A 21,599-nucleotide genomic window follows, 5' to 3' on the forward strand; every position below is an offset into this window, starting at 1 on the left:
CCCCCTCGCTTATTTCCACAGACGGAAGCGTTGCTCGTCTTCCGCAGCTGGCGTTTCCTTGGTCAAACGCGCCGGATCAGCCACCTGATACCAGTCCAGTTTGCGCGTCAACAGCATAATGCCCGCCAGAATGGCGAACAGCAGCCCTGCTCCCAGCACCAACGCATTGTCCTCCGACTGCAACAGCAAATAGAGCACGCCGTACAACAGCAATAGGCTCGCGGCGAACAGCGCACCGCGCAGCTTGCCGCGCAGTACGGCGCTCAGATAGAAGCCGATCAGTCCGCTGCAGGCGATGCTGGCAGCTAGGTAAGCGAGAGCGAATCCCAGGTGTTCGGAGAAGGCCAGCAGAATCAGGTAGAACAATACCAGCGCCGCGCCGACCAACAGATATTGAATCGGGTGCACCCGCAGCCCGGTCAGGGTTTCGAACAGGAAAAATGCCATAAACGTCAGCCCGATAAACAGCAGCGCGTATTTGACCGCGCGCTCGGTCAGCTGATAATGATCGACCGGTTCGACCAGGCTGGCGCTGAAGGCCGGCAGCTTGTCCTCGTCGATAATGCCATCGTCGTAATAGAACGCACTGTTGATGTTGTTGGCAAACCAGGTGCTGCGCCAGCGAGCGCTAAACCCCTGCTCCGTCACCTTGCGTTCGTCCGGCAGAAAGTTGCCGAGGAAATTCGGATGCGGCCAGTTGCTTTGCAGCTGCAGCTCGCTGCTGCGCCCCAGCGGCACCAACGACAGGCTGCTGGTGCCCGCCAACGTCAGGGTGAAGTCGGCGTTCAGCCCCTCTTTTTGTTGCAGCATCGCCAGCGTCAGCGGGGCGTGGATCCCCTGGCGCAACGCTCCCACGCCGGTGCCCGGCTCAAACGCCACCGGCTGCGGCATTGCCAGCGGAGAAATGCTCTTGATGCCGCGAGAGTCACTCAGCGCCACCAGCAGGAACGGCTGGCCGACGGTCACGTTGGCGCGTTGCAAATCCGTCAGCTCCGGCTGGCCGAAACGCACCTTGAAACTCAGCGGCCCCTGGTAAACCTGCGTTTGATAAATACCCAGTTTGCGCACCTCTACTTTCGGCGCCCCCTGCACCTGAAGCGACTCAGGCAGCAAATAGCGGTAATGCTGCACCCGCTGCACTACCGTTTGCCCTTTCTCGTCTTTCTTCTCTTCGCGTTCGACATAGGGAATGACAATCAACGGGCCAAGCACGCGCTGCGCCCCGCTGGTGCTTTCGCTCACCTGCCCGACCACGCTTTGCCGATAGCCGCTGCGCTCGTCGATCACGCTCATCAGTTGGGCGATGGGGATCAACATCACTACCATCAATCCCAGCAGCGTGGTTATTTTCCAGAAAAGTACCGATTTCATCATGCTCGCTCCTCGTAGGTTATGAGGCCACGATAAAATCCGCAGGTGAAATCAGAATGTGGTTATGTGAAGGGAAGGTGAAGTTACAGCGATAACATGAAAGTCGCTTCCACCCCGTGCGGCCGGCGGTTGCACAGGTGAATGCCGCCATGATGCAGACGGGCGACCTCCTGCACGAAGTTCAGCCCCAGCCCGCTGCTTTTCGGCCGTTCGGCGCGCGGCAGCGAATAAAAACGCTCGAACACCTTATCGAGCGCATAGTCCGGAATGCCGCTGCCGTCATCGCAAACGCTGATGCAGTAATGCTGTTCCCGCCGTTCGCCTCGCACGCTGACGCAACCGCCCGGCGGAGTAAAGTCGATCGCATTGTCCAGCAGGTTGGTCAGCGCCTGGCTGATCAGCAACGCATCGCCGTTCAGCGTCACCTCCGCCAACGCCTCCAGTTGCAATTTGACGCCGCGCTGCGTCGCCTGCGCTTCTTTGCCCGCCATCGTCTGGCTGACCAGCGCCGCGATCGCGATGGGCGCGGTCTCCATGTCTGGCCGACTCTCCAGCCGCGCCTGCACCAGCAGTTTGTCCACCAGCTGCTGGATGCGTGCGCTTTGCTGCTCGATGTTGGTAAGAAAACGCCGGGCGGTCTCCGGCGGCGGCAGTTCCTGCAACAGCTCCGCCGCGCCCCTGATCGCCGCCAGCGGGCTTTTCAGCTCATGCGTCAGGGTATGTGCATACTGTTCGATATAAGCTTTGCCTTCCAGCTTCAGCCGCATGCTCTCCAACGCCTGCGCCAGCTGCGTCAATTCCCGGCCGCCCACTTTGGGCAGCGGCGCGATTTCCCCTTGCGCCACCCCGTCGGCATAACGCACCAGCCGGCCTATCGAACGGTTGATCCACCAGACGAATACCGCGCCGATCAGCAGCGCAATCCCCAGCAGCAACGCGCCGGCCCACAGAATGCGCCGTTCGCTGCGTTTGATCACCGGCGCCATGGTGCTGTTGGGTTTGCCCACGGTGAGCACGCCGATAATACGCCCTTGTTCTATCACCGGCGCGGCCACATACATCACCGAACTGTTTTCATCTTCTGGATCGCTGCGGGTACTGCGAGCGCCGTACTCACCGCGTAGCGTCCGATAAACGTCATTCCAGCGCGAATAGTCCTGCCCCTGCGCGCGGCCGGCAGAATCGAAGATAACCCGCCCCTGGGCATCGGTAAGATAGACGTGGTATTCGCTGCGATCCTTGCGGATGCCGGAGATATTGGCGCCGATCGGCCGCTGGTTCAGCTGCGTGAACGCCTGCGCCAGTTGGCCATGCGCCGCATCGCCGCGCTGCATGTCCTGACGGGCGATCTGCGCCAGCAGGTTGGCGGTGTCCACCAGCGTGCCTTCGGTAGCGCGCCGCACGCCGGGCTTCACTTCCTGGACGAAAATGCTCAGCACGAAGTACCCGGCCACCGCCACGATCAGAAAATATCCCAGCAGCAGGCGCAGGCCAATTTTCATGGCTGGCGGCTCACGCTGTAGCCCAATCCGCGGTGGGTGTGGATCGGCGGCTCACCGGGCTCAACCGCACGCAGCTTGGCGCGCAGCGTTTTAATGTGGGTATCGACGGTGCGATCCAGGCTTTCTTCCGCCTGCGCCCAAACGCTTTCCATCAGTTGCTGCCGCGAGAACACCCGTCCGGGCGCCAACAGCAGAGTCTTCAGCAGCAGGTATTCGTAACGGGTCAGCGGCAGCGGCCGCTGATGGTAGGAGATGGTGGCCGCGTCTTCGTCGAGCGTGAAAGCGCCGAAATGGTAGCGGGCGCTCTGTTGCAGGCGCTGCTGCTTATACAGGCGGCGCAAAATGGTGCGCACTCGCGCGCTAACCTCGCGAGGGGAGAACGGCTTGGCGACATAGTCGTCGGCGCCGATCTCCAGCCCGATCAGGCGATCTACTTCATCACTGCGGGCGGTAAGAAACAGAATCGGCAGGTCAGCCGCCTGAGCCAGCAGGCGGCGACACAATTCAAAGCCGTTGATATCCGGCAAACCGACATCGAGGATAGCGAGCGCGGGCGCGCCTTGCGCCAGCGCCTGCAACGCCGGTTCCGCGCGTTCGAACCAGCGCACCTCGAAGCCTTCGCTCTCCAGCGTGTAAACCAGCGTATCGGCAATGCTGGGTTCATCCTCCACCAACCAGAGTACGGGTTTCATCAGGCCTCCTCGCCGTCACCCGCCGGCGGATACAGCAACAGCTGCCGCAGGTGGCGCCACTCCTCTTTGCTCATGCAGTCGGAAGCCAGCCACAGCCGGCGGCGCTTTTTGCCCTCCGTCGGCTGCAGCGTCAGCAGCATGCCGTAACCCGGCATCCACGGTTTTTTCGCCAGCCGCCACTCGCGGCCGTGCCAGCTGAAGCGCCGGTCCGCCAGCAGCCGCAGCTCGCCCTGCACCGCAGCGATGCGCTTCTGGCTGCGAATGCACTGAAACACCACCAGCGTCAGCAACACCAGCCAGAGCGGACCAAAGCCTTCCGGCCAGGGCGAAATCAGGATCAGCAGGATCAGAACGCCGTGGGTCAACAGAGAGAACAGCTGGGTGCGCCAGGAAATGCGGATATCACATCGCCACTGGGCCACGATCTTTATTTCGCGTTTGGATCAGGGTCACCATTCTTTGCAGCTCGCTGTCCTGCGGCGCGCCATGATTCATCAGCCAGTTGAACAAATCGGGATCGTCGCACTCGAGCAGACGGATGAACAGCGCCTTGTCCGCGTCATTCAGGCTGTCGTATTCGTATTCGAAGAACGGCATGATGGAGATGTCCAGCTCGCGCATGCCACGACGGCAAGCCCAGTGAATACGTGCTTTGTTGTTAATATCCATGTTGTTATGACTCACCTCTTTTCAGCGCGGCAGCGCCAGCGCAGGGTTCAAATGACACACTGTATGGCAACGCCGTCGCAATATAATTCCATCAGCCGGGGATCTGTCTGCAAGGGTACCCAGGCCGCAAGCCTATAGAGTAACAATTTGACATACACGCCGGGAAGGCGCTTTGCTGCGGAAAACGTAATAAAGCGCAAAATGCCAAAAAAAGCGCACCCCGGCCCCACGGCGCGAATAACAGTTTGCAAAGCCCGCCGCCTCTTTTACCATGGGTTCAATACCCTTCAGGTAAGCTAAACGTTGAGCAGGAACTTACTATGGCGCATAACATTCCATTCCCACCCCGTCAGCCCTCCGCTTCCACCCATCTGCCCCTGACGCTGATCTCGCTGGAAGATTGGGCGCTGGTGACGCTGAACGGGCCGGACGCGGTGAAATATCTCCAGGGCCAGGTGACGGCGGACATCGACGCGCTGGCGGCCGATCAACACGTGCTGTGCGCCCACTGCGACGCCAAGGGCAAAATGTGGAGCAACCTGCGTCTGTTCCACCGTGGCGAAGGCTTCGCCTATCTGGAGCGCCGCAGCGTGCTGGACAGCCAACTGGCTGAAATCAAAAAATATGCGGTGTTTTCCAAAGTCACCATCGCCGCCGATAATGACGCGGTATTGCTGGGGGTCGCCGGTTTCCAGGCGCGCGCCGCGCTGGCGGGCCTGTTCGCCACGCTGCCGAGCGTCGAGCACCCGGTGGTGCAGGAAGGCGAAACCACGCTGCTGCACTTCGCTGCGCCGGCGGAACGTTTTCTGCTGGTGACCCGCCCCGCCGTGGCCGAACAGCTGATCGGCAAACTGCATGATCAGGCGGAACTGAATGACAGCAGCCAGTGGCTGGCGCTGGAGATCGAAGCCGGTTATCCGATTATCGACGCCGCCAACAGCGCGCAGCTGATCCCGCAGGCCACCAACCTGCAGGCGCTGGAAGGCATCAGCTTCAGCAAGGGCTGCTATACCGGCCAGGAGATGGTGGCGCGCGCCAAATTCCGCGGCGCCAACAAACGCGCGCTCTACTGGCTGGAAGGTAAAGCCGCTCGCGCCCCGCAGGCGGCGGAAGATCTGGAGCTGCAGCTGGGTGAAAACTGGCGCCGCACCGGCACCGTACTGGCGTCGAGCCAATTGGCCGACGGCACGCTGTGGGTGCAGGTGGTGATGAACAACGATTTGGACGCCGACAGCAAGCTGCGGGTACGCGACGATGCCGCCAGCCAGTTGGCGATCAAACCGTTGCCCTACTCGCTGGCCGAAGAGAAATAATCCGTCGGCCGCAGGCGCCCTGCCTGCGGCCATCTTCGTTACTCGTCCAACTCCCCGTCGCGCTGCACCAGATAAATCAGCACCAAAATGATGGTGATGAAGAAACGAAAGGCATCGGGAACGCCGTTCCACTGCTTCGACATCCACATGCCGAACCACTCGCCGCCTATCGACATGAAACCGACCTGCCAGGTGAGGAAGCCCAGCGTCAGGCCGACCACCGCCAGCTTTTTGCGGCCGTTGAAGGCCCTGGCGGGCAGTTTCAGGCCGCCCAACAGTCGCAGGCCGCCGATCCAGCACAGCAGCGCGGTCAGGCTTTCCAGCGCGATGATGAAAATATAACCGGCGTGATGCAGCCACGGCGTCTGTATCGAGCGATAGCCGATGGTGGCGTCGGGGAAAATCGTGTCCATCATAAAGACATGGCGCACAAAGGCGAAGTTGGAGCCGTAGTCGGTGATGTTGCCGAAGGCGACCAGCGAAGCGAACAAGGCGATAGCGCAGACCAGCAGCGCTTTGGATAAGCGAACGATCATCTTGGTGAGTCCTGAACAGAGGTTAAAGAAACGGTATGCGGGCTCAGAAATGAAGGAACGGGCTTGCTGGATACCCGAAAGAAGCAAGCGCCTCTTTTTTAAAACAAAAGAGGCGCCAGTTCAATACGCATTCAGACGTAGCGGCAACGCTTAGACGTACAGGTAGATCGCCATGAAATGGCAGGCGCTGCCACCGAGCACGAAGCCGTGCCAGATGGCGTGGCCAAAGCGAATGCGCTTGGAAGCGTAGAAAATCACGCCCAGGGTATAGACCACCCCGCCGATCGCCAGCAGCGTGACGCCGCCGGCCTCCAGCCGCGTGACCAACTGATAAATCACGATCAGCGACAGCCAGCCCATCGTCAGGTAGGTCACCAACGACAGGGCTTCAAAACGGTGGGCGAAGGCCAGTTTGAACAGCACGCCGAGCAGCGCCAAACCCCAGATTACGGCCATCAATCCCTTCGCCAGCGGCGAATCCAGCCCCACCAGCAAAAACGGCGTGTAAGTGCCGGCAATCAGGAGATAAATGGCGCAGTGATCGAACTTTTTCAGCCAATGCTTGGCCTTCTGGTGCGGAATCGCATGGTACAGCGTGGAAGCGAGAAACAGCAGGATCATACTGCCGCCGTACAGGCTGTAACTGGTGATGGCCGTCGCATCGGCGCCGGTATTCACCGCCTGCACCAACAGCAACACCAGGCCGACGATGCCGAACACCAGCCCGATGCCATGGCTGATGCTGTTGGCGATCTCTTCCGCCCACGGATAAGCCGCGGCGACAATCTTATTGGTCCCGGCTTTCACTACGTCCGTTTTCCCCATAACGCGCAACCCCTCAAAATGCCCTGCTTTGTTCGAAATTAACGCAAAGCAGCTTAACTGAGAATAATTCCAGTGTACACGTGTACGCTAAAATAAAAATGTGAACGCGTGTAACCATCGAAATCCCCTGCCCGGTGGTCTACAATCGTCAGGCTTCAACCCACCCACCTTGAGGTTTACACCATGTCATCCGCTGTACCCGCGTTAGATTTCGGTTCAATGACCCAGGCCATCCAGTTCCTGATGGAAATCGATAAGTTGAAAGGCGTGCAACGCCGCACCAAAGTGCTGGGCACCCAGCGCCAGGAAAACTCCGCCGAACACAGTTGGCACTTCGCCATCGCCGCCATGAGCCTGGCCCCGTACGCCGGTGATGACGTAGACATTCAGCGCGTGATCCAGATGGCGCTGCTGCATGACATCGTGGAAATCGACGCCGGTGACGTGCTGGTCTACGATCTGGCCGCCCGCGCGGCGATCCACGATCAGGAAGTGGCGGCGGCACGTCGTCTGTTCGGCATGTTGCCGCAGACACAGCGCGAGTATTTCACCGCTTTATGGCAGGAGTATGAAGAGGGCGAAAGCGCCGATGCCCGCTTCGCCTTGCTGCTGGATCGCACCATGCCGATGCTGATGAACCTGCACAACGAAGGCCAGAGCTGGGTGGAAAACGGCATCAGCCTGGAGCAGGTACTGTCGCGCAATGCGGCGATCGCCGACGTGCATCCCGAGCTGTGGCGCCACCTGGAGCAACATCTGCGGGACGCGCAGCGCAAAGGCTGGTTGAAATAAGGGAACCGGGCTGCCGCCTCCGCGCCGCAGCCCGTTATCGTCACGCGAACGTCCGTTGGCGTTCCAACGCCTCCTCATAGCTCGGCATCGATCCCGCCGCACCGGCGCGCTCCACGCAGACCGCCGCATAGGCGGCGGCAAAGCGCACCGCCTCGGCTAACGGCACCTGATTCGCCAGCTGCGCCGCCAGGGCGCCGTTAAACGCATCGCCCGCGCCGGTGGTGTCTTTCGGCTGTGCCGGAAACGCCGGGATCAGTTCGCTGTTTTCCCCGTCCGAGAACAACGCCCCTTGCGTGCCCAACGTCACGATCAGCAAACGAATGCCCTTGGCGTGCAACACCTGCGCCGCCTGGCGCGCCGAAGCCACATCGCGCACCGGCACGCCGGTCAGCAACGTGCACTCGGTGGCGTTGGGCGTCAGCAGATCGACCTGCGCCAACAGGCTGTCCGGCACCGGCTGAAACGGCGCCGGGTTGAGTATGATGAACGTTTGCGCTTCGCGGGCAATGGCGATCACCTGCTCGATCGCCGGCAGGTTGTTCTCCAATTGAGTCAGTAGAATATCCGCCGCGGCGATCGCCGGCCGGCACTGACGCACCTCGTCTTCGCTGACCGTCAGGTTGGCGCCGGGATCGACGGCGATCATGTTTTCCGCATCCTCGCCGGCAACGTAGATAAGCGCATTGCCGGTGGGGCAATCGCCGGTAGAGAACAGCGTCACCGCATCGAAACCGGCGGCGGCGAGGTGGCGCCGGGCGAAGGTGCCGAAGTCGTCGCGCCCCACCTTGCCGATATAATGCACCCGCGCCCCGGCGCGCAGCGCGGCGGTCGCCTGGTTGGCGCCCTTGCCGCCCGCGCCCATCATGCTGTTACGGGCGATCAGCGATTCGCCGGGCTGCGGAAAGCGCGCCATGCCGGCGACGATATCCAGGTTGAACGAACCAAACACGCAGACTTTGCCTTTCATTGCTGGTACTCCCTGCTCAATTGGAGGTGGCGCCGGGCGGCCAGACAGGCGCCTTTGCTGCCGGTTTCATCGCTGAGGCGGCTGACGGAGATCGTCAGCCCCTGCGCCGGCTGCGGCGCGCGCAGATGACGGCGGATCTCCTGCTCCAGCCGCGCCAGCGGAAAACCGCGCATGGTGATCACGCCGCCGCCCAGGATCAGGCGCTGGGGGTCGATCACGTTCATTTCGACGGCGATGGTCTGCGCCAATCGCTCGACGAAGCGCTGCAGCTCCGGATGATCGCCGTGGCGTTCGAACAACCGGTCGAACGGCGTTTGCGCCGCGTTGGCGCGCGCCCAGCCAGTTAGCCAGTGACCGGACGTCAGACTCTCGACGCAGCCCCGTTTACCGCACGGGCATTCGCCCTGATGGCCCGGCCAGGGAATGTGCCCCAGCTCGCCGGCGGCGCCGTGCGCGCCGTGGTAAAAATCGCCGTTCAGCCATAGGCTGTTGCCCATGCCGGTGCCCAGATACAGCCCGACCGCCACCTGCGGCAACGCCGGCAGCTGCTGCAGATCCCACCACAGCAGATGATTGACGTCCTTGTCCATTCGCACCGGCAGCGCCAGCAAATCGGCCAACAACGCCGCCACCGGCTGAGCGTCCAGCGCCGGGATAAACGGCAGCGACAGCACCCGCGAGCGATCGCGGCTGAGGATCCCCGGCAGCCCCAGCATCACCTGCGCCACCTGACGATCTTGGCAATGCCCGGCGATCAGCCGGCCCAACGCCGCCAGCGGATCGGCCTGCCGCGCCCAGTCGGCGGTCGCTATCTTGCGGTAACCGCTGAATTCACCTTCATCATCCATCAACAGCAGGCGGGTATTGGTGCCGCCGACGTCAACGCCAAGAAAATACCGCATCATGTCCCCCGCCTCAGGCCGCCTGCCGCATCTGATCCAGCATTTTTTCCCATGCCGTCTCCAGATCCGGATCGAGATTGAACAGCCCGGAGCTGCCGACGATCAACACTTCTGCACCGGCGCCCATCAGATCGCGGTAAGTGCGCTGGTTGCAGGATCCGTCGATCTCGATCAGATAGCGCAGATTTTGTTGGCTTTTCAGGTCGCGCAATTGGCGGATCTTTTCCAGCATTTCGGGAATGAATGGCTGCCCGGCATAGCCCGGATCGACGGTCATGACGGTGACCTTGTCCAGCAGGTGAAGGTAGTGACGAATAAACTCCACCGGCGTGGCCGGGTTCAGCACCACCCCCACTTTTTTGCCCAGCGCGCGGATTTGATTGATCACCCGAAACGCGTCGCGGTTGATGGTTTCAGCGTGCGGGCAGATAAAGTCCGCGCCGGCGCGGGCGATTGGCTCGATAAAGTCGGTCGGGTTCTCCACCATCAGATGCACATCCAGCAACAACGAAGTGTGCGGGCGGATCTGTTCGATAAAGAACGGCGACAGCGTGATGTTTTTAACGTAATGCCCGTCCATGATGTCGATATGCAGCATATCGGCGCGGCGGTTCAGCACCGCCAACTGTTGGCGGATATCCATCAGGTTCATGCACATCAGTGAAGGCGAAATCTGGTATTTCATTAGCGTTATCCTGCACAAAAGGGAAAAGGATCAATGGCCCGCCGCAGTTCTGGCCTGGGCCGCGCTGCGGCGCATCGCCCGCCGCTGCCGATAGCGATGCCGGAAAAACTTCAGCGCCAGCACCGCGATCAGCACGGCGCCCCACATCGCCAGACTGAAATGCGGGCTGACGTTCATCAGGTTCAGACCGGTCGCGATCACCTGCAGCACGATCAGCGCCAGCACCACGCCGCTGACCCGGCCAAAACCGCCGAACGGATCGGTGCCGCCCAGAATGATCGCCAGCACCGTGAGCAGCAGGTAAGAGTCGCCGTAGCCCATGCGCGCCGAGTTGAAGCGCGCCATCATCACCAGCCCGGCAATGACGCACAGCAGGCTGGAGAGGGTGTAAATGGCGATCAGCACCCGATGAGTATTCACGCCGCTGAAGTGGGTGGCGTTGATGTTGCTGCCGCTCATGTAGATGCATTTGCCGAGCCGGGTTTTCTGCAGGAACAGCGCCAGCAAGGCGGCGACCGCCAGGAAGATCCACAGTGGCACCGGCACGCCCAGCACGCTCTCGGCGCCGATAAACCGCACGATCTCCGGCATGCCGCTCAGGGCTGCGCCGCGCGTCAGGTAGATGCCGATGCCGTTGACCGTGGTCATGGTGGCCAGCGTCACCAAAATCGGGTGCGCGCCGACGTAGGCCACCAGTGCGCCGGTCGCCGCGCCGATAAGCCCGGCCAGCAGCATCGCCGCCGCCAGCGCCAAGGCCAGCCACAGCGCCTGCAAGCCCAGCCCGGCGTCCGCCGGCAGGTAGCTGATGAACAGCCAGGCCATCAGCAGGCTGGTCAGGTTGGCGCTGGCGATAATGCACAGGTTCAGGCCGCCGCTGAGGATCGGAATGAACATCGCCAGCGTCAGCAGGCCCAGTTCCGGCAGTTGGAAGGCCACGCTGGTGAAGGTGGCGCCGCTGAAGAAGCGCCCCGGCATCAGCAGGCTGAAGGCGAGTACCACCGCCAGCAGCAAGGCCAGCAAACCGACGGCGGCCCCGTCCAGACGAAATTTCAGGTTGTTGCCCATCAAGCGCTCCTCAGGCGAAACCAACGTCGGTTTCTTTGCGTTTCTTGTAGTGAGTGACGGTGATCGCCGCGACGATCACCAGACCGATCACCACGTTCATGAAGTAGCTGGACACGCCGATCAGGTTAAGGCCGTTTTTCAGCACGCCGATCAGGAACACGCCCATCAGCGTACCGACAACGCTGCCCTTGCCGCCGTTCAGGCTGGCGCCACCCAGCACCGCCGCCGCCAGCACGTCGAGCTCGCCGCCCACCAGCGCGTTGGGCACCACTTCCCCCATGCGATACACCTGCACCAGACCGCCGATCGCCGCCATCGCGCCCAGATAGCCATAGGCGAACAGATGCAGCAGGCCGACGCGAATGCCGATGCGCCGCGCCGATTCCGCATCCCCGCCCACGGCAAACAGCTGGCGCCCGAGGTGCGTTTTGTTCAGCAGCAGCCAGGTCAGCAGCGCCACCGCCAGCATCACCAACGTCGGCAAACCGAGCTGATAGCTCTGTTCACCCAGCTGAAACGGCAGCACGCTGCGCGGCAGCGTCCACCAGTCCGGCAGCGCGTACAGACTGCGGCCGTTGGTCAGCCACATCAGCATGCCGAACAACAACGCCTGCATACTGATGGTGACGATGATCGAGACGATGCGCAGGCAGTAGATCAACAGCGCGTTGACCATGCCCAGCGCGGCGCCGATCGCCAACGCCAGCAAAATGCTGCCCGCCGGGCTGGCCAGCCCGTAGTGGGTCGCCAGCGTGGCGATCAGGTACTGCACCACCGAGGCCACCGCCGCGAAGGAGATATCGATACCGCCGGTCACCAGCACCACGAACAGGCCGAGGGCGAAAATGCCGCTCACCGCATAGCTTTCGCTGAGATCGAGCAGGTTTTGCATCGTCAAAAACCGATCGCTGAGCAGCGAAAAAACGATGACCGTCAGCAGCAGCACCCAGGTCAGGTAGCCTTCGTTGCCGCGCGGTTTCAGGCTGAATCTACGCATTAACCGCCTCCGCCAGCTGCTGCTGGCTCACCTGCTCCGGCAGGTACTCGCCGATCACGCTGCCGCCGCTGAAGTGCAGCACCCGATCGCAGTTGTAATACACCTCGGGCACCTCGTCGGAGATCAGCAGAATCGCGATCCCCTCCTGCGCCAGCAGATGGATCAGTTGGTAGATGCTGGCCTTGGCGCCGACGTCGACACCGACGGTCGGCGAGTCGAGGATCAGGATCCGCGGTTGGGTCAGCACCCACTTGGCCAGCACGATCTTTTGCTGATTACCGCCGGACAGCGTCGAAACCGCCTGATCCGGATCCGCCACCCGCACGCCGAGTTTGGCGATCCACTCCGCGACGATGCGATTCTTGCGGTAATCGTCGATCAGGCGAAAACGCCCGCGCAGCTTATCGAGAATGGTCAGCACCGCGTTGTCCGCCACCGACTGTTGCTGCACCAGCCCCAGCGTCAGGCGATCCTCCGAGACATAACCGATGCCGGCCCTGATCGCGTCCTCATGGCCGCGAAAGCGCACCGGTTTGCTGTCGAGGTAAAGCTTGCCGCTGTCCGGCCGGGTCATGCCGAACAGGCTCAGCGCCAGCTCGGTGCGCCCGGAGCCGAGCAGTCCGCACAGCCCGAGCACCTCGCCCTGATGCAGGCGGAAGCTGACATCGTGATACTGCCCGGCGCGGCTGAGACGATCCGCCTCCAGCATCACCCGATCCTTATTCATGCTCGGTGACTTCAGGCGATAGTCCAGCGTCAGGCCGGTCATCAATTCGGTCAGGCGATCGCCGGTGATCTCCGCCGCCGGCCAGGTGCCGATCTTGTTGCCGTCGCGGATCACCGTGACGCGATCGGAGATCTCCAGCACCTCGTCCAGCCGATGGCTGACGAACACCACGCAGATGCCCTGCGCTTTCAAATAATCCACCGTGCGCAGCAGCTGATTGACCTCGGTGCGGGTCAGCGAGGCGGTCGGTTCATCCATGATCACCAGCCGTGCCTGCGCCACCAGCGCGCGGCAAATCGCCACCTGCTGGCGCTGGGCGATCGGCAGTTCCGCTACCGGTTTGTCGAGATCGAGATTGAAATTCAGCTCCTGCAGCAGGCGCTCGGCGGTGCGCCGCAGCCTCGCCGGGCGGTGCCATCCCAATAGCCCGTGCAGGTTGTGCTCAAAGGCGATGTTTTCCGCCACCGTCAGGTTGGGAAACAGCGACAGATCCTGATAGATCACCTGAATGCCGAAGGCGCGCGCCTGATCCGGCGATAGCCGGCCGAAGGTTTGCCCATCGAAGGTAATGCGGCTGCCGTCATCCGGTTGATACACGCCGGCGATCGCCTTGATCAACGTACTCTTGCCGCAGCCATTGGTGCCGGCCAGGCAGTGCACCTCCCCCGGCATCAGCGCCAATGAAATATCGTTCAGCGCGCGCTGCCCGCCGAAGGTCATCGACAGCTGTTGCAGTTCGATCAGCGGCGCGCCCCGCGTTGCCGTATTGCCGGAAATCGCCATGATTACAGCCCCATCTTCACCAGCTTCGGCAGGTTTTGCTTATCCAGGCTTTCGGTGGCATTGCCGAGAATGGTGTGCTGCTGCGCATCCACCTGCACCTTGCCCATGCCTTCGATGGTCATGCCATCGGTGATTTTTTCGCCCTTGTGCATCATGTCGGCGATGCGCACGAACACTTCGCCCGCCACCATCGGGTTCCAGATATAACCGCCCTTGATGGCGCCGCGATTGACCAGCGAAGCGCCCTGCCCTGGGCTGAACGGCCCGATGACGCAGATATCGTTGCTTTTGCCGCGGTTGAGCACCGCGCGCCCGGCGCCGATCGGCCCCTGCGAACCGAACGCCAGCACGCCTTTCAGATCGGGATATTTGGCCATCAGATCGTTGGTGGTGCGCACGCTGTCATCCAGCGATTCCCCCACGCCGAACTTGTCGCCCACCAGCTGCATGTTCGGGTAGTGCTGCTTCTGGTAATTGATGGCCGAGTCCGACCAGGTGATGTGCAGCGGCACCGTCAGGCTGCCGACGTATACCGCGTACTTGCCCTGCTCTTTCATGCAGGCGGCCAGCGCTTTCATGTGGTTGACCCCGTGCTGCGAGGCGTCCACCAGCTCAAAATCCCAGTCGGCGTACTTCTGGCCGGGGGACTCGTGCACGATCACCTTGATGCCCGCCTCCTGCGCGCGCTTGAGCACCGGCTCCAGCACCCGGGCGTCGTTCGGCACCACGCCGATGATGTCCACCTTCTGCGCGATCAGATCCTCGATGGCGCGCACCTGCAGCGCAGGATCCGCCGCCGTCGGCCCGACCATCCAGGCGTCGATGCCGCGTTTGGCGCTCTCGCTTTTGATGCCGGCCTCCATGGCGTTGAACCAGGGAATGCCGCCGATCTTCACCACCACGCCCATTTTCAGCTTGTCCGCCGCCTGCGCGGAGACCGACAGCAGCAGCGAGGCAAACAGACCGACCAGTACGGATTTTTTCATTGTTCTCTCTCCACAAGTGTTGGCTGTAATAAAAGGTTTTCGTTGTTGTTATCGCGCCGCCCTTTTCGCGGCGGGTGAAACTTCAATCACATCGACGTTGTTCCAGGCCAATTCCTGACGAAACTCGTCATCGCCAAGCCTGTCGGTGATCAGCGTATCTATTTCCCGGTAATGGCAAATGCGGGCGAACGAGCGGCGGCCGAACTTGTTGCTGTCCACCAGCAGGAACTTGCGCTCCGAGGCCAGCAGCATCTGTTGCTTCAGCCGCGCATGGTGCTCATTGCTCTCGCGGATGCCGCCGTCCTGGCAAATGCCGTGGCAGGAGAAAAACAGCTTGTTGATCACGAACTCTTTCAGCATCTGCTCCGCCAGCACGCCGATAAAATCCTCGTACTTGGCGGAATACTCGCCCCCCAGCCCGATGGTGCGCACGTTGGCCTTGCAGGCCAGCGTCTGGATGATGTGCAGCGAGTTGGTCAGCACCACCAGCGAGATATCCGGCAGCTGGCGCGCCAAAAACCAGCTGGTGGAGCTGCTGTCCAGCAGCAGGCAATCCCCCGGCGCGATAAACTCCAGCGCGCGTTTGGCGATGCGCGTCTTCTGCTCCGGCGACTCATTGCTGCGCTGGCGGAAGGACTCCCCCTGATCTATCTCGGCGGGCACATAGGTTTTTTCCACCGCCGGCGGCTCGACGAAGACCGCGCCGCCGTGGCTGCGCAGCAGCAGGCCGCGCCGTTCCAGCAGGGCCAGATCACGCCGCGCCGTCTCGATAGAGATGTGGCACAGCTGCGCCACCTCCTGCACCATCACGCGGCCGCGCTGGCTCAAGACTTCGGTAATAAAGCGATGACGTTCTACAGGCAGCATGTTTCTTTTCTCCTCCACGACGATGATTACGATATCGATTTGCCGCGCCGCGTTTTGCGCGCAGACGCAAAGCGCATCGCCCCGCGATCGGTCAACGATCGCGCTGTGATAGTTGTCAAAAAAATCGGGAAGGAAATGAAATGAATAATTACGAAAGTGTGGAGTAACAGACAGTTATGATGCGCGACCGCCTGAGACAGACAGGAGAGAAACGGTAAACGGTCACAATTCCACGTTCCGCGCCATGACCGTTAATGACCGTTTGTGTGGTTTTGACCGAGCGCCGCAAGGAGACAGCCGGCGTTGATAACGCATTACCTGAAAAAACAGCAAAAAAAATCCGGTGAGAATCTCACCGGATCGTTAGCCGCCTGACACAAATTATTCCTCGTGCTCATGCTCTTTCAACATCGCCTCACGCAACACGGCGTTCAGGCGTTTCTGATAGCCTTTGCCTGGTCGCTGAAGCCAAGCCAACACATCCGCATCGATTCGGATGGTTTTTGATACTTTCATCGGCTTATAAAAACGCCCCTGAACCGCAGTCTGCCACGTTTCTTCCCCCAGCGCCGGCGCATCGGCATAATCGATTCCCTCGTCCGGCAACGCACTCAGTGAAGCAATTTGCGCTTTCTGCTCCTCCGTCAACGGCGGGAGTACGCTATGGGCCAGATTTTTGGCGGAATTTTTGCGCTTCATATCTTCCCCTCTCTTTGGCATCGGCCTTGCGTGCTGAAATGATACGCACGATCTCTACTGTATCGCCTTCGACATCCGTTTCGATCGTCGTATGTGCCACCAGCAATAGCAAACAGGATCCGACCATACCGATCGTTTGCCAACGTTCTTCTCCATCCTCGATCCTTTCCAGCACAGCCAAATGGTTGGGATCCAGAAAAACCCGTTGCGCTATCTCAAAACTGACACGGTGTTTGCGCTGGTTACTGTGATTTTTATCCTGATTCCATTCAAAATAAACATACATTTTTGTAACTACATTTTGGTTGTTATTTAATCAAAATACATCACCTCCGAAGGGATGTCAAAATTCTCCGGATGCGTTCAACGCCCGCCTGCGGCCTCGATAAAGGTGCCGGTCACATAAGACGCGGCGTCAGACAGCAGCCAGGCGATCGCCTCCGCCACTTCCTGCGGCTGGCCGCCGCGCTGCATCGGTAAACTGTCCTTCACGCGATCCACCCGGCCGGGTTCGCCACCGCTGGCGTGTATCTCGGTATAGATAAGCCCAGGCCGCACGCCGTTGACGCGGATGCCCTGCGCCGCCACCTCCAGCGATAGCCCGATGGTCAACGAATCGACGGCGCCTTTCGAGGCGGCATAATCCACATATTCCCCCGGCGCGCCTAAACGGGAAGCGGCGGAGGACACATTGACGATAGCGCCGCCCTGCCCGCCATGGCGCTGCGCCATGCGCTTCACCGCCTCGCGGCAACACAAGAAATACCCGGTGACGTTGGTGCCGAGCACCTTATTGATGCGCTCGGCGGTCAACTGTTCAATGTTCGCCTGCCGGAACAGAATGCCGGCGTTGTTGACCAGCGCGCTGAGCGTGCCCAGCCCGGCATCCAGCGCCCTGAACATTGCCATCACCTGCGCTTCATCGGCCACGTCGGCCTGCAGCGCCAGCGCCTTGCCGCCCTGCGCCTCAATCTCCGCCACCACCTGCCGCGCCGCACTTTCGTCGCGCAGGTAATTCACGCCCACCGCATAGCCCTGCCGGGCCAGCAGCAAAGCGGTCGCGCGGCCAATTCCCCGGCTTGCGCCGGTCACCAATGCCACTTTCATCATCGTATTTTTTCTCTGGTTGGCGATGTCGACAACGGCCTGCGCACAGGCCTTCCGTTTGCCCGTCAGAGTATAGAGCGGCGCCCTAAAAAACGCTTCAAAGCTGAGCCAGGCGGCGCAGCTGCTTTTTAATGCGCGACTTGGCGCAGCCGTAAGCGTCCGTCGCCGCCGCCTGATGCACCCGCTGCAAAGCGGAAGCATGATGGCCGCCGTGGCTATGGCTCTGCGCATCACCGCGAAAAGACAGCATCAACAGAACGAGCAGTATCGCCACGCCTGAATACATCAGCCGCCGCGAGGCGCCCGCGTTCGGGAAACCTTCAGTCTGCATGTTTCGCTCCCTCAGCCATGATTTCGAATGGCAGCAAAATAACTGAAATTCCCCCCCGTTCCCTTAACGCGAGATTAAAGCCAGATTAAGGTTTGCTTAAGAACGCGTAGGCAGAGCGGTTTTCCTCGTTGTCTTCCCGCCAGCGTTATAGTTAGATAATCGCGACTCAAGGCTCTCAGCGGAAATAACGTGAACATACTGTTGGTGGAAGACGACCTGCAATTAGGCAAGGCGCTGTGCCGAGCATTGGAGCTGGCCGGCTTTAATTTGTGCTGGGTGCGCCTGCTCACCGACGCGGAAAATAAACTTTCACCCGGCGGGTTCGATTTGATGCTGTTGGATCTCACGCTGCCGGACGGCGACGGTTTGCAGAAGCTGGTCGCCTGGCGCGCCGCCGGACAGAATATCCCGATCATCATCCTGACCGCCCGCGATCGCATCGAGAGCCTGGTGAACAGCCTCGACTCCGGCGCGGACGACTTTCTGGCCAAACCTTTCGCGCTGCCCGAACTCATCTCGCGCGTCAAAGCGGTCAACCGGCGCATGGCGGGCTTCGCGTCTCAAACCTGGAGCCTCGGCGCGCTGTATCTCGATCCGGTCAACCATCAGGTCATGCTGGATAACGAACTGCTGATGCTGTCGAAAAAAGAGTATCACCTGCTGCACGAACTGATGCGCTGCGCCGGCACCGTGGTGCGCAAAGCGGTGTTGGAACAGCGGCTGTTCGGCCACGGCGATAGCGTGGAAAGCAACTCGCTGGAAGTACACATGCATAATTTACGCCGCAAGATTGGTAAAGAAAGAATCATTACCGTACGCGGCATTGGCTATTTGCTGAAGAAAGAGTAGCGGGATGATCGGTTTCAAATCCTTCTTTATGCGCACCATTATTTTCCAGGTCCTGGCCATTTTATTATTGTGGGGGATCCTCGTCGCCTGGGTGAAGTACTGGTATTACCCCGACATGGAGAAATATTTCGATAACCAGCAACGCATCGTCGCCGCAGGCATCGCCAATATTCTCGATGAAACCGGCACCGATAATATCGATTACCGCGGCATCATCAAAACCATTGAAGGCATGTACATTGATTCCATCAATAACGGCATGCAGGATGAAATCGACTATCACCCGCTGTTTGTGGTTTACGATCGGGACAGCCGGGTGCTTTACAGTTCGCAAACGCAGGGAGAACCGCTGCGTCTGCCGCCTTCGGTGCTGTCCGGCTCCGTCAATTACGCCGGCGCCAACTGGCACCTTGCCGGCAGCTGGAGCGAAAAGCGCCAGTACCGGGTGATCGTCGGCGAGTCTTTCAACGATCGCACCACGCTGTTCGGCAACCCGGCGGAAAGCACCGCCGTACCGCTGTTGGGCATTCTGGCGGCGATCATCATTACCTTGCTGTTTACCGCCTACTTCAGCCTGCGGCCATTGCGCCAGATCGCCCGCACCATTTCCGATCGCCAGCCTGGCAACCTGTCGCCGCTCAACGTCAGTGAGCAGTATCAGGAAATCCGGCCGGTGGTGATGGAGGTCAACAAACTGATGGCGCGCATCGACGCGGCCAATCAGCGCGAGAAACGCTTTATGGCCGACGCCGCGCACGAGCTGCGCACGCCGATCGCCGCCGTGCTGGCGCAGCTACATTTGCTGACCCAGGTCAGCGAGCAGCAGGAGCGCCGGGAAATCATCGGCGACATGCAGCAAGGGCTGGATCGCGCGGCGTCGCTGTCACGCCAGCTGATCAACCTGGCCAAGCTGGAGGCGGAAGATTTTCCGCTGAAGATTGAGGCGGTGGATATCTATGCGGAGATCGGCAAATGCATCGCGCAGCACGTCCCCTATGCGCTGGAGAAAGATGTCGAACTGTCGCTCGACGGCAGCGAGGATGTGGTGGTGAGTACCGACCGCCATGCGCTGATCGCCATCTTCACCAACCTGCTGGATAACGCGCTCAAGTACGCGCCGCCCGGCAGCCGCATCGAGGCTAATATCCGCTCGCTGGCGCCGCTCGGCTGCTATATTACGTTGCGCGATAACGGCCCGGGGGTGAGCGAAGAACACCATTCCCGCCTGTTTGAACGCTTTTACCGCGTGCCCGGCACGCAGCAAACCGGCAGCGGGCTCGGATTGGCCATCGCCCGAAACCTGGCCGACAAAATCGGCGCGCAGCTGCGCGTCACCGAAGGCCTTGACGATCGCGGCATCGGCTTCATCATCGATTTGCCGGAAAGTTATCGGCCACAGACTGAGAGTGAACAACGACCATGATTGCCCCTGTTCTGCTGCAACGGCAGCAACTCGACCGGCTATGGGATATCGACCGCAGCGAAGTTATCGACACTCTGTATCGCCTGCAGGACGGCAAGTTGCAATCCTATGCGGAGTACTACGACGTGCGCGGCTGGGATCCGCACGATCGGGAAACCTATACGCCAATCCACGCAGCGTGCTTCGATCGCGGCGGCGCGTTCTTCGCGCTGTTCGAAGGCGAGGAGATCGTGGCGGCGGCGGCGCTGGACACCGAGCCGCGCGGCCCACAGCGGGATCTGCGCCAGCTGCTGTTCTTTTACGTCAGCGCGCACAAACGCGGCCAGGGGTTAGGCAGGCAGCTGTTCCAGCTCTGCCTGCGTCAGGCGGCGCAAGACGGCGCCGCCGGGCTGTATGTCTCCTCCATCCCCAATAAAAGCACCGTAGACTTCTATCTGGCGCAGGGCTGCCGGCTCATCGAACAGCCGGATACCGAATTGTTCGCCCGTGAGCCGGAAGACATTCACCTGGTCTGCCCTTGCCGCTAGCGGCCGGGGTTAACGGGCGATGCGCATCACCGAACGCACGTCGCTTTTCTTGTTCATATCCCACACCTCGGCGATCTCCGCCAACGCGTGCTCCTGCGTCTCGATAGTGAGCGCTCCGGTCGCCGCCAGCGCCAAAATCTCGGTCGCGTAGCGCTGCATCTCCGGGATCGGCGGAAAGTTGCCGGTGCCGCTGCCGAGGATCTGCAGCTGATTGCTGCGCAACACCGCCGCCGGCAGCCGGATGTCCGGCGCGGCCATCGAACCGACGTTGACCAAGCGAATGCCGCGTCCGCCGGCGTAAGACGAGAGATCGTGATTGTTGAGCGTTGCCAGCAGCGCTTCAGTCGCCGGGCCCCAAATGTAATCGACGATCACCTGATAACCGCCCGGCCCCGCCGCCGCCGCGAAGGCCTGCGTCAGCGCCTCGCCCTGCAGGCTCAGATCCACCGTGGCGTCTACACCCAATGCCTCCAGCACGCTCAGTCGACGGCCGGCGGCAACAATGCGTCCGGCCCCCGCCTGACGCGCCGCCGCGACCGCCAGCTTGCCCGAGGTGCCGGTGGCGCCGATGATCAGCACCGTTTCACCGGGCTGCAGATCCGCCCGCCAGCGCAGCGGCAGCCAGGCGGCGAAGGCCGGATTGATCAGCGCGGCCGCCGTGGCGTCGTCCACCGTCGCCGGCACCGGCACCGTCCAGGACGCGACGCTGCGCTCTGCCATCGCGCCGTAAGGGCGACGGAAAGAGGCGAAGTACACCCGTTGCCCGTCCGCCGTACGGCCCACGCCATCGGTGCCGGGCACGATCGGCAATTGCTTCGGGCTGGAATAGTGGGTTCCGGCGACGGTGGCGCGATCCAGCTGTTTGATGCCGGCCGCCAGAACGTCGATCGGCACTTCATTCGTCTGCGCCTGAGGTTCCTCAAAGGTGCCGAAAACCGGGGGTTGCCCCAGCGCTGTTACGATTGCCGCTTGCATGGTGACTCC

Annotated in this window: 25 protein-coding genes; 5 read left to right on the forward strand and 20 right to left on the reverse strand. The window is 61.2% G+C overall.

Features of this window, described 5'->3' with window-relative positions; translation table 11 throughout:
- Positions 1-9: 9 nt before the first annotated feature.
- The 5 genes from creD to sdhE all read right to left on the reverse strand — a co-directional run bounded on the left by creD (position 10) and on the right by sdhE (position 4,234).
- The gene (creD, locus tag ACJ8J1_RS16360; RefSeq protein ID WP_033644780.1) at positions 10-1,374 is read right to left on the reverse strand and encodes a cell envelope integrity protein CreD; all 1,365 of its coding nucleotides are present in this window, start codon (positions 1,372-1,374) and stop codon (positions 10-12) included.
- 80 nt (positions 1,375-1,454) lie between these two features.
- Positions 1,455-2,873: a two-component system sensor histidine kinase CreC gene (gene creC, locus ACJ8J1_RS16365; protein ID WP_033644779.1), complete on the reverse strand. Its 1,419-nt coding sequence runs from the start codon at positions 2,871-2,873 to the stop codon at positions 1,455-1,457.
- Positions 2,870-3,565: a two-component system response regulator CreB gene (creB, locus tag ACJ8J1_RS16370; protein ID WP_033644777.1), complete on the reverse strand. Its 696-nt coding sequence runs from the start codon at positions 3,563-3,565 to the stop codon at positions 2,870-2,872. The genes creC and creB overlap by 4 nt, the downstream gene beginning before the upstream one ends.
- Positions 3,565-3,987: a protein YgfX gene (locus ACJ8J1_RS16375; RefSeq protein WP_033644776.1), complete on the reverse strand. Its 423-nt coding sequence runs from the start codon at positions 3,985-3,987 to the stop codon at positions 3,565-3,567. The genes creB and ACJ8J1_RS16375 overlap by 1 nt, the downstream gene beginning before the upstream one ends.
- Positions 3,968-4,234 (reverse strand): FAD assembly factor SdhE, encoded by a 267-nt coding sequence (gene sdhE / locus ACJ8J1_RS16380; protein ID WP_019455657.1) that lies wholly within the window; start codon positions 4,232-4,234, stop codon positions 3,968-3,970. Before sdhE ends, ACJ8J1_RS16375 begins: the two co-directional genes overlap by 20 nt.
- A 320-nt stretch (positions 4,235-4,554) precedes the next feature.
- Between sdhE and ygfZ the strand changes: the two genes are divergently transcribed.
- Positions 4,555-5,547, forward strand: a complete 993-nt coding sequence (gene ygfZ, locus ACJ8J1_RS16385; protein ID WP_033644775.1) for a tRNA-modifying protein YgfZ — start codon at positions 4,555-4,557, stop codon at positions 5,545-5,547.
- A gap of 38 nt (positions 5,548-5,585) precedes the next feature.
- Here ygfZ and ACJ8J1_RS16390 read toward each other — a convergent pair whose 3' ends face one another.
- Together ACJ8J1_RS16390 and trhA are read right to left on the reverse strand one after the other, a co-directional pair.
- Positions 5,586-6,083: a DUF2165 family protein gene (locus tag ACJ8J1_RS16390; RefSeq protein WP_033644774.1), complete on the reverse strand. Its 498-nt coding sequence runs from the start codon at positions 6,081-6,083 to the stop codon at positions 5,586-5,588.
- A gap of 150 nt (positions 6,084-6,233) precedes the next feature.
- Entirely contained in the window at positions 6,234-6,908 is a 675-nt protein-coding gene (gene trhA / locus ACJ8J1_RS16395) for a PAQR family membrane homeostasis protein TrhA (RefSeq protein ID WP_033644772.1), read from the reverse strand.
- A 183-nt stretch (positions 6,909-7,091) separates the two neighbouring features.
- Between trhA and ACJ8J1_RS16400 the strand changes: the two genes are divergently transcribed.
- Positions 7,092-7,700, forward strand: coding sequence for an HD domain-containing protein (locus ACJ8J1_RS16400; RefSeq protein WP_033644771.1), 609 nt, complete (start codon positions 7,092-7,094; stop codon positions 7,698-7,700).
- A gap of 40 nt (positions 7,701-7,740) precedes the next feature.
- On the opposite strand, the gene rbsK is transcribed toward ACJ8J1_RS16400, so the two are convergent.
- The 12 genes from rbsK to ACJ8J1_RS16460 all read right to left on the reverse strand — a co-directional run bounded on the left by rbsK (position 7,741) and on the right by ACJ8J1_RS16460 (position 17,816).
- Positions 7,741-8,667 carry a ribokinase gene (rbsK, locus tag ACJ8J1_RS16405; protein WP_033644768.1) on the reverse strand — a complete coding sequence of 309 codons (927 nt, stop codon included), beginning with the start codon at positions 8,665-8,667 and terminating at the stop codon, positions 7,741-7,743.
- Positions 8,664-9,572: an allose kinase gene (gene alsK, locus ACJ8J1_RS16410; RefSeq protein ID WP_033644767.1), complete on the reverse strand. Its 909-nt coding sequence runs from the start codon at positions 9,570-9,572 to the stop codon at positions 8,664-8,666. Before alsK ends, rbsK begins: the two co-directional genes overlap by 4 nt.
- A 10-nt stretch (positions 9,573-9,582) precedes the next feature.
- Positions 9,583-10,254, reverse strand: coding sequence for a D-allulose 6-phosphate 3-epimerase (gene alsE / locus ACJ8J1_RS16415; protein ID WP_033644765.1), 672 nt, complete (start codon positions 10,252-10,254; stop codon positions 9,583-9,585).
- Positions 10,255-10,284: 30 nt separating this feature from the next.
- The gene (locus ACJ8J1_RS16420) at positions 10,285-11,319 is read right to left on the reverse strand and encodes an ABC transporter permease (RefSeq protein ID WP_033644763.1); all 1,035 of its coding nucleotides are present in this window, start codon (positions 11,317-11,319) and stop codon (positions 10,285-10,287) included.
- Between the two features lie 10 nt (positions 11,320-11,329).
- Positions 11,330-12,316, reverse strand: coding sequence for an ABC transporter permease (locus ACJ8J1_RS16425; protein WP_033644761.1), 987 nt, complete (start codon positions 12,314-12,316; stop codon positions 11,330-11,332).
- Positions 12,309-13,826: a sugar ABC transporter ATP-binding protein gene (locus ACJ8J1_RS16430; RefSeq protein WP_033644760.1), complete on the reverse strand. Its 1,518-nt coding sequence runs from the start codon at positions 13,824-13,826 to the stop codon at positions 12,309-12,311. Before ACJ8J1_RS16430 ends, ACJ8J1_RS16425 begins: the two co-directional genes overlap by 8 nt.
- A 2-nt stretch (positions 13,827-13,828) precedes the next feature.
- Positions 13,829-14,812 (reverse strand): substrate-binding domain-containing protein, encoded by a 984-nt coding sequence (locus ACJ8J1_RS16435; RefSeq protein ID WP_025304134.1) that lies wholly within the window; start codon positions 14,810-14,812, stop codon positions 13,829-13,831.
- Positions 14,813-14,860: 48 nt separating this feature from the next.
- Positions 14,861-15,679 carry a DeoR/GlpR family DNA-binding transcription regulator gene (locus ACJ8J1_RS16440; RefSeq protein ID WP_033644759.1) on the reverse strand — a complete coding sequence of 273 codons (819 nt, stop codon included), beginning with the start codon at positions 15,677-15,679 and terminating at the stop codon, positions 14,861-14,863.
- A gap of 381 nt (positions 15,680-16,060) precedes the next feature.
- Positions 16,061-16,378, reverse strand: coding sequence for a BrnA antitoxin family protein (locus ACJ8J1_RS16445; RefSeq protein WP_016929995.1), 318 nt, complete (start codon positions 16,376-16,378; stop codon positions 16,061-16,063).
- A complete protein-coding gene (locus ACJ8J1_RS16450) occupies positions 16,341-16,664 on the reverse strand; it encodes a BrnT family toxin (protein WP_071845113.1) in 324 nt (107 codons plus the stop codon). The genes ACJ8J1_RS16445 and ACJ8J1_RS16450 overlap by 38 nt, the downstream gene beginning before the upstream one ends.
- A 77-nt stretch (positions 16,665-16,741) precedes the next feature.
- Positions 16,742-17,485 (reverse strand): SDR family oxidoreductase, encoded by a 744-nt coding sequence (locus tag ACJ8J1_RS16455; RefSeq protein ID WP_033644934.1) that lies wholly within the window; start codon positions 17,483-17,485, stop codon positions 16,742-16,744.
- Between the two features lie 97 nt (positions 17,486-17,582).
- Complete coding sequence (locus ACJ8J1_RS16460) at positions 17,583-17,816, reverse strand: hypothetical protein (RefSeq protein ID WP_033644758.1); 234 nt, start codon at positions 17,814-17,816, stop codon at positions 17,583-17,585.
- A gap of 189 nt (positions 17,817-18,005) precedes the next feature.
- Here ACJ8J1_RS16460 and ACJ8J1_RS16465 point away from each other — a divergent pair, with 189 nt between their 5' ends.
- From ACJ8J1_RS16465 to ACJ8J1_RS16475, 3 genes are read left to right on the forward strand one after another with little or no spacing between them, the layout of a single operon-like run.
- Positions 18,006-18,665 (forward strand): response regulator, encoded by a 660-nt coding sequence (locus tag ACJ8J1_RS16465; RefSeq protein WP_033644757.1) that lies wholly within the window; start codon positions 18,006-18,008, stop codon positions 18,663-18,665.
- Positions 18,666-18,669: 4 nt separating this feature from the next.
- A complete protein-coding gene (locus ACJ8J1_RS16470) occupies positions 18,670-20,088 on the forward strand; it encodes an ATP-binding protein (protein WP_033644755.1) in 1,419 nt (472 codons plus the stop codon).
- Positions 20,088-20,615 carry a GNAT family N-acetyltransferase gene (locus ACJ8J1_RS16475; protein ID WP_050594459.1) on the forward strand — a complete coding sequence of 176 codons (528 nt, stop codon included), beginning with the start codon at positions 20,088-20,090 and terminating at the stop codon, positions 20,613-20,615. Before ACJ8J1_RS16470 ends, ACJ8J1_RS16475 begins: the two co-directional genes overlap by 1 nt.
- 9 nt (positions 20,616-20,624) lie before the next feature.
- On the opposite strand, the gene ACJ8J1_RS16480 is transcribed toward ACJ8J1_RS16475, so the two are convergent.
- Complete coding sequence (locus ACJ8J1_RS16480; RefSeq protein ID WP_285143011.1) at positions 20,625-21,590, reverse strand: quinone oxidoreductase family protein; 966 nt, start codon at positions 21,588-21,590, stop codon at positions 20,625-20,627.
- Positions 21,591-21,599 lie beyond the last annotated feature (9 nt).

It is taken from the genome of Serratia sp. CY37869, from assembly GCF_052168895.1.
Taxonomy (GTDB): Bacteria; Pseudomonadota; Gammaproteobacteria; order Enterobacterales; family Enterobacteriaceae; genus Serratia; species Serratia ureilytica.